Here is a 6,765-nt window from a genome sequence, read left to right as displayed (position 1 = left end):
GTGGTCGGCGTGGTGCTCGGCACCGCGGTGGTCGCCGTACTGCGGTCGCGGATCGAGCAGTTCGGCGGCGTGCGCTTCGGCCACTTCGCCGTACCGCCGCTGGACCTCCTCGCGATCGCCGGGATCGGCGTGGCCACCGCACTGCTCGCGGCCGCGCTGCCCGCGCTGCAGGCCGCCCGGCGCAGCGTCACCGCCGGGCTGACCGGCCGGGACACCGTCCGCGCCCCCAGCCGCCTGGTCACCTTCGCCGGCCTGGCGCTGCTCGTCCTGGGCGCCGTGCTCGCGATGTACGGCGCGGGCGCGGTGAAGCGCGACCAGCCCGGCGCGGGCGGCTACGACACCCGCACGCTCACCGTGCTCGGCGGCTCGGTGACCGCCGAACTCGGCCTGCTGCTCTGCACCCCGATGCTGGTCGCCCTGATCGGCCGGGCCGCCGGGCGGCTGCCGCTCGGCCCCCGGCTGGCGCTGCGCGACTCCGCCCGGCACCGCTCGCGCACCGCTCCGGCGGTGGCCGCGGTGATGGCCGCGGTGGCCGGGGCCGTCGCCATCGGCGTCTACACCACCAGCACCGAGGCCGAGAACCGGCGCGACTACCGGCCGCAGGCCCCGTACGGCGCCGTCCAGTTGACGAGCCACACCGACGGGCCCCGGCTCGCCGAGGAGCGCGCCGAGCTGGAGAAGCAGCTGTCCGGGCTCGGCCCGCGCGGCGACCTCGGCCAGGTCGAGTACCGCTTCTGCGACAACTGCTCCAGCGTCGTCCAGCTCCAGGGCCCGCCGGAGCGGCGCGGCCTGGGCTCGCCGCCGCACCTGGCCGCCGGTGACGTCACCGTGCTGCACAACCTGTTCGCCGTCCACGACCCGGCCGCCGAACAGGCGCTGGCCGCGGGGAAGCTGCTGGTCTTCGACCGCAAGCTCGTGGGCGCCGACGGCAAGGCCGTGATGATCCTGCGCGGCGGGGGCGGCGCTCCGCTGCAGCCCGGCGAGGTCCCCAAGCCGGACGTCCAGGAGGTCCCGGTCGACGCGGTGCTGGTGGACAACCCCGCCGCCGCCGAGTTCGCCCAGGGCCTGGCGCTGCCCTCCGCGCTGCCCGCGCTCGGGCTCGCCGCCCGGCCGACCGGCTCGGTCTGGCTGCCCGCCACCCCGCCCGACCGCAAGGCGCAGCAGCGCGCCGCCGCGGCCGCCGTCCGGCTGGACCGCTTCGCCACGCTGGAGGTGGAGCGCGGTTACCAGCCCAAGAGCGACGCGCCCACCCTCGCGCTCACCGGCTTCGCCGCACTGGTCGTGCTCGGCGCGGCCGGGATCGCCACCGGCCTGGCGGCCGCCGACTCCCGGCAGGACCAGGCCACCCTGGCCGCGGTCGGCGCGCCGCCGCGGATCCGGCGGAGCATGGCGGGCCTCCAGTGCACCCTGATCGCCCTGCTGGGCGCGCTGCTCGGGGCGGTCAACGGGTTCGTGCCGGCGGTGGGGCTGCTGAAGTCCCGGGCCGGCGGGTTCGGGGCCGAGCCGGCGCTGATCACCGCGCCCTGGGGCGAGCTGCTGCTGATCGTGCTGGTGCTGCCGGTGGTCGCGGGGCTGCTCGCGGCGCTGTTCACCCGGTCCCGCATCCCGCTCGGGCGGCGGCTGTCCTGACGGCTCCGTCGGCCTCGGACACGTCTTGCACACGTGCCGACCACCGGCTGACACCGCTTGGGCACCGCCCGGGCACCAGCCGGTACGCGCCGGGCGTCCGTCCCCATCACCCGGGGGCGGGCGCCCGGCGCTCGCCGTACCATGGGCCGCGATCCGGCGGGCCAAGGGCGTCGGCGTCCGGTTCGGCGAGGGAGTAGAGGGCGGTGCTGCGGGGGTTCGGGGACCTGGAGGCCGAGATCATGGACCGCTTCTGGTCCTGGGACCGGCCCGCCACGGTGCGTGAGGTGGTCGACGACCTCCAGCGGGACCGGGCCGTCGCGTACACCACCGTCACCACGGTCGCGGACATCCTGCACACCAAGGGCTGGCTGCGCCGCGACAAGGTCGGCCGCGCCTGGGTGTACCGGCCGAGCTGCACCCGCGAGGAGTACACCGCCCGGCTGATGCACCGGGCGCTGGAGACCACCCCCGACCGGGCGGGCGCGCTGCTCCGCTTCGTCGACCGGATCAGCGGGGCCGAGGCCTCGGCCCTGCTCGCCGCCCTCGAACATGCGAGGTCCCGGGAGGCCGGGTGATCCTCGCGCCCGGATCCGCCCTGGACCCGTCCCCGGATCCGCCCTGGACCCGTTCCCGGGCACGCCCCCGTGGGCCCGTCGGCGTGGGGGTACCGACGGGCCCCGGGTGGGGGTGGGGGGTGGGGGTTCGTGGGATTTGCCGTGACCTTGACCCGCGCGCCTGAACCCGCGCGGCCGGGCCGGCGTTGGCACCGGTGCCTCGTCGTCAGCGGTGCCGCAGGTACGCCTCCGCCGTCCGGCGCAGCCGGTCGTGCAGCCCGTCGTAGGCGCGCGCCCGGCCGAGCAGGGTCTTCGGCAGCTTGGCGACCATCGTGTAGTTGGTGTCGCAGACGTTCGCCGCCGGGGCCAACCCGGCCTGGCTGACCAGCTGGTAGGCGTCCAGCTGGTCCAGGCCGAGCAGTTCGCCGGTCCAGCCGACCAGGTCGTGCTGGCTGATCCGGAACGCGTCCTCCAGCGGACGGGCGGAGCCGGTGCTGATCAGGAAGTCGTCGTTCTCCAGGCGGGGCCAGGCCGGGCCGCCGCCCTTGACCAGGTCGACGATCACGGTGGTGCGCATCGCCGCCTCGACGGCCGTGCCGCACACCTCGCCCTCGCCCTGGCGGGCGTGGCCGTCGCCGATGGCGAGCAGGCCGCCCTCGACGTTGACCCGGAAGTAGGCGGTGGTGCCGGCCCGCATCTCGGGGGTGTCCAGGTTGCCGCCGTGCGCGCCCGGGGTGATCGAGGCCAGCACCTCGCCGGCCGCCGGGGCGACGCCGACCGTGCCGTGCATCGGGTCGAGCGGCAGGTCCACCGTGAACCCGCTGGTGCGGGCCCGGAAGCGGCAGACGCCCGCCTCGACGTCCAGCTCGTAGACCCAGACCCGTTCCTCCAGCGGCGCGTGCAGCATCGCGGTGGCGTGGGTCGCGGTCAGCGCGCCGAAGTGCGGGAAGGTGCTGGAGACGCCGTACTCCCGGGCCGGGGTGATCTCGACGAAGTGCACCGCGAGGACGTCCCCGGGCTCGGCCCCCGCCACCGCGATCGGACCGGTGACCGGGTTGAGGTAGGGGAAGACGCACACCCGGCTGGGCAGGTCGCCGGTGCCGCGCACCTTGCCGCCGAAGCAGTCCTCGGTGGTCAACTCGACGACGGCGCCCGGCCGGACGGTGACCAGCGGGGCGCGGCCGCCGAAGGTGTAGGCGTAGTCCTCCGGGGTCGGGGACAGCCGGACGGTCTCGGGCAGGCTCACTGCTTCTCCTCGGCGGGGGTGGTGTCGACGCTGTCGACGGCATCGGTGGCGGCGGCCCCGGTCTCGGCGGCCCCGGTCTCGGCGGCCCCGGTCTCGGCGGCCCCGGTCTCGGCGACGGCCAGCCGGGGCCTGCGTCCGGTCGCCACCAGCCCGGCGAGCACGATCCCGCCGACGAGCAGCCAGACGAACCCGAGCCGCTGGGCGGCGATGTTCGCGTTGACCACCACGTACGCGAGGATCGCGAAGCCGAGCGCCGGGGCGATCAGGTGCCGCCAGTAGTCCTTGCTGCGCTTGCGGACCAGGTAGTGGACGACCACGGCGACGTGCAGGACCAGGAAGGTGGTCAGCGCACCGAAGTTGACCAGGGTGCTCAGCAGGGTGATGCCGTCCTCGCGCGAGGCCGTGTAGAGGCCGAGCACCAGCGAGATCCCGGCGGTCAGCAGGGTCGCGTTGACCGGCACCCGGCGGGTGGGGTGGACCCGGGCCAGGAAGGCGGGCAGCTGCCGGTCGCGGGCCATCGCGTACAGCAGCCGGGAGGTGGCCGCCTGGGCGACCAGCGAGTTGGCGAAGCCCCAGGCCACGGCGGTGGAGGCGGCGGTCAGCGTGGCGAGCCAGCCGCCGGCGGCGGTGCGGGCCGCGTCGTAGAAGGCGGTGCCGTCCGGGTCGCCGTCCCGGATCAGCGCGTCGGGGTCGGCGACCAGCAGCGAGGCGACCCAGGTCTGCACGATGAACAGTGTGCCCGCGAGCAGCAGCGCGGCGACCATGGACCGGCCGATGGCCTTGGCGGAGTCCCGGTTCTCCTCCGAGAGGGTGGAGATGCCGTCGAAGCCCAGGAAGCTGAGCACCGCGATCGAGACCGCCCCGAAGGCCAGGCTCCACGAGAAGGTGTGCCCGTTGTACAGCGGCGTGAAGTCGAAGCCCCGGCCCTTGCCGTCGGCCAGGGCGATCACGCCGACCACCACGAACAGGGCCAGCACGACGAGTTCGCCGATCAGCATCGCCTTGTTGACCCGGTTGGTGGTCTCGATGCCCAGGTAGTTGACCACGGTGTTGAGCAGCACGAAGCCGATCAGCCAGAGCCAGACCGGGACCGACGGCACCAGCGAGTTCATCGCGACACCGGCGATCAGGTACAGCAGCCCGGGCACCAGCACGTAGTCGAGCAGGATCATCCAGCCGGACAGGAAGCCGACCGGGGCGGCGATGCCGCGGCCCGCGTAGGTGTAGACCGAGCCGGCCATCGGGAAGGCCCGGGACATCTGGGCGTACGACAGGGCGGTGAACATCATCGCCACCATGCCGAGGACGTAGGCCAGGGCGACCATGCCGCCGGAGCCCTGGAAGACGCCGCCGAAGATGCCGAACGGCGCGATCGGCACCATGAACACCAGCCCGTAGACGAGCAGGTCGGTGAAGCCGAGCGAACGGCGCAGTTCCTGCCGGTAGCCGTAGCTCTCGATGCCCTGGGGTGCGGGTGTGTCGGCCATGGTGCTCTCTCTCCGTGACGACCCAGCGGGGGGTGTGGGGAGACTGTAGAGCCAACTATTTCCAGATGGAAGGGTTTTGCTCCGACATTCCACCTGACGAGAACGGGGTGCCCGGGGTCCGCCTCGGCTACCGGGGCAGGACGGCGAAGCCGAGGCCCTCGGCCCGGGCGAGGTGGATCGGCGCCCGGCCCGCGGCCTCGCGGTGCAGCAGCCGGCCCGCGGCCGCCAGCAGGCCGTCCGGGGCCAGGGCCCGACGGGCCGCCAGGTCGGCGAGCAGGCGCAGGCCCTCGTACAGGCCCACCGCGTAGGCGTCCAGGACCGGCGCCCACGGGCCGCACAGGGCCCGGTGCCGCTCGGCGAGGCTCTGCCGGCGCTCCTCGGCCAGCGTCGCGAAGGAGGGCATCGCCGCGTACAGCGTCCCGGTGTCGTCGCCGCCGAGCGCGAGCAGGCCGTTCTCCTCCAGGGCGCCGGAGAGCCGCACCAGCGTGCGGTCCAGCCCGCTGCGCCGCAGCGCCCGGTTGAAGTGCACCAGGTCGCGCCCGATCAGACTGAGCAGCAGGGCGTCCGCGCGGGCCGAACGCAGCGCGTCCAGCAGCGGGTCGAGCGCCTCCTCGACCGCCCCGAAGGGGACCCGCCGCTCCAGCACCACCCGGGCGCCGGCCCGCGCCGCGAGCCCCTCGGCGGCCCGGTGGACGGAGCGCGGCCAGATGTAGTCGTTGCCGATCAGCGCCCAGCGGCCGATGCGGTGACGATCCGTCAGATCCTGGATGGCCGGGCCGAGTTGACGGAACGGGTCGATGCCGGTGCAGAGCACGCCGGGCAGCCGGGAGCCACCCTCGTGCGGCGGGGTGAAGACGTACGCGAGACGGCCCGCGGCAACGGTCTCGACCGCCCGGTGCACATCGCTGGTGTGGCACCCGGCGAGGGCGTCCAGCGCCCCGGCGTCCAGCAGGCGCCGCACCTCCCCGGCGACCGGGCCCGGCGCGCCGCCGCCGTCCACCAGCACCAGCTCCAGCGGGCGGCCGAGGACCCCGCCGCCCGCGTTGACCTCGTGCGCGGCGAGCAGCGCGCCGTCCAGCGCGGACGGGCCGGTGAGCCCGAGCGGGCCGGACTGCGGCACGACGAGGCCCACCCGGAACGCCGCCCCGTCCCGAGCCGAGTGCAGCGCATCGAGCGGATCGATCAACCTCACCTCGGTGCTCACGGTGCGAGTATCGTCGTACCGCCGATATCGGGAAAGGCCGGAACGGGAGGGTCCGATGACTGCAACTGGTGCCGCACCGGGGGTCGACGGCCGTCCCGGCGATGCCGCCGCCCGGGCCGCGGAACAGGCCGTCGAGCAGGTCGCCGAGCAGGTCGTCGGCGCCGCGGCACAACGCCCGGCCGCCCCGGAGCCGCTGCTGGTCGAGCTGGTCACGCTGGCCCACCGCAGGCTCTCCGGCGGCCTCGCCGCCGCCCTCGCCGAGGAGGACTGCACCGTCGACCAGTGGCGGCTGCTGCGCGTCCTCGCGGACGACCGGGGGCACGCGATGGGCGAACTGGCCCAGGCCCTGCTGATCCCGCAGGCGAGCCTGAGCCGGCTGGTGGACTCGCTGGCCGACTCCGGTTGGGTCTACCGGCGCCAGGACGACCAGGACCGCCGCCGGATCACCGCCCACCTCTCCCGCCAGGGCCGCACCCGGCTGACCCGCCTGGACGCCCTCGCCGCCGCCCACGACGACGCCGTCCGCCGGGCCTGCGGCCTCACCGACCCGGCGCACGTGCTGCGGCGGCTCGCCGCGCTCTGACCGGCCCGCCCCGCCCCCGCGCACAGGGTCGACGACGGCCCCGCGCGGACGACGACGGCCCG

5 protein-coding genes and 1 pseudogene are annotated in these 6,765 nt (G+C 75.2%); 3 read left to right on the top strand and 3 right to left on the bottom strand.

Annotated features, from left to right (window positions below; all coding sequences use genetic code 11):
• Both ACFU6K_RS27045 and ACFU6K_RS27040 read left to right on the top strand, forming a co-directional pair.
• Positions 1–1,629, top strand: a pseudogene (locus ACFU6K_RS27045) (hypothetical protein); the annotation flags it as partial.
• 203 nt (positions 1,630–1,832) lie between these two features.
• Positions 1,833–2,204 (top strand): BlaI/MecI/CopY family transcriptional regulator, encoded by a 372-nt coding sequence (locus tag ACFU6K_RS27040; protein WP_380667236.1) that lies wholly within the window; start codon positions 1,833–1,835, stop codon positions 2,202–2,204.
• 205 nt (positions 2,205–2,409) lie between these two features.
• Here the strand turns inward: ACFU6K_RS27040 and ACFU6K_RS27035 are convergent, their stop codons facing one another.
• From ACFU6K_RS27035 to ACFU6K_RS27025, 3 genes are all read right to left on the bottom strand, one after another.
• Positions 2,410–3,429 (bottom strand): acetamidase/formamidase family protein, encoded by a 1,020-nt coding sequence (locus ACFU6K_RS27035; RefSeq protein ID WP_380667234.1) that lies wholly within the window; start codon positions 3,427–3,429, stop codon positions 2,410–2,412.
• Entirely contained in the window at positions 3,426–4,916 is a 1,491-nt protein-coding gene (locus ACFU6K_RS27030) for an APC family permease (RefSeq protein WP_380667232.1), read from the bottom strand. Before ACFU6K_RS27030 ends, ACFU6K_RS27035 begins: the two co-directional genes overlap by 4 nt.
• A gap of 127 nt (positions 4,917–5,043) precedes the next feature.
• The gene (locus ACFU6K_RS27025) at positions 5,044–6,120 is read right to left on the bottom strand and encodes an ABC transporter substrate-binding protein (protein WP_380667230.1); all 1,077 of its coding nucleotides are present in this window, start codon (positions 6,118–6,120) and stop codon (positions 5,044–5,046) included.
• 55 nt (positions 6,121–6,175) lie between these two features.
• Between ACFU6K_RS27025 and ACFU6K_RS27020 the strand changes: the two genes are divergently transcribed.
• Complete coding sequence (locus ACFU6K_RS27020) at positions 6,176–6,703, top strand: MarR family winged helix-turn-helix transcriptional regulator (protein WP_380667228.1); 528 nt, start codon at positions 6,176–6,178, stop codon at positions 6,701–6,703.
• Positions 6,704–6,765: the final 62 nt, after the last annotated feature.

The organism is Kitasatospora sp. NPDC057512, from assembly GCF_042802135.1.
Taxonomy (GTDB): Bacteria; Actinomycetota; Actinomycetes; order Streptomycetales; family Streptomycetaceae; genus Kitasatospora.
Note: the sequence above shows the minus strand (reverse complement) of the source record. Positions and strands in the feature narration are given on the sequence as shown.

What these genes read in the sequence shown, in the direction of transcription:
- ACFU6K_RS27030 (WP_380667232.1), bottom strand. Translation starts at nt 4,916, where the DNA reads ATGGCCGACACACCCGCACCCCAGGGCATCGAGAGCTACGGCTACCGG.
- ACFU6K_RS27020 (WP_380667228.1), top strand. Translation starts at nt 6,176, where the DNA reads ATGACTGCAACTGGTGCCGCACCGGGGGTCGACGGCCGTCCCGGCGAT.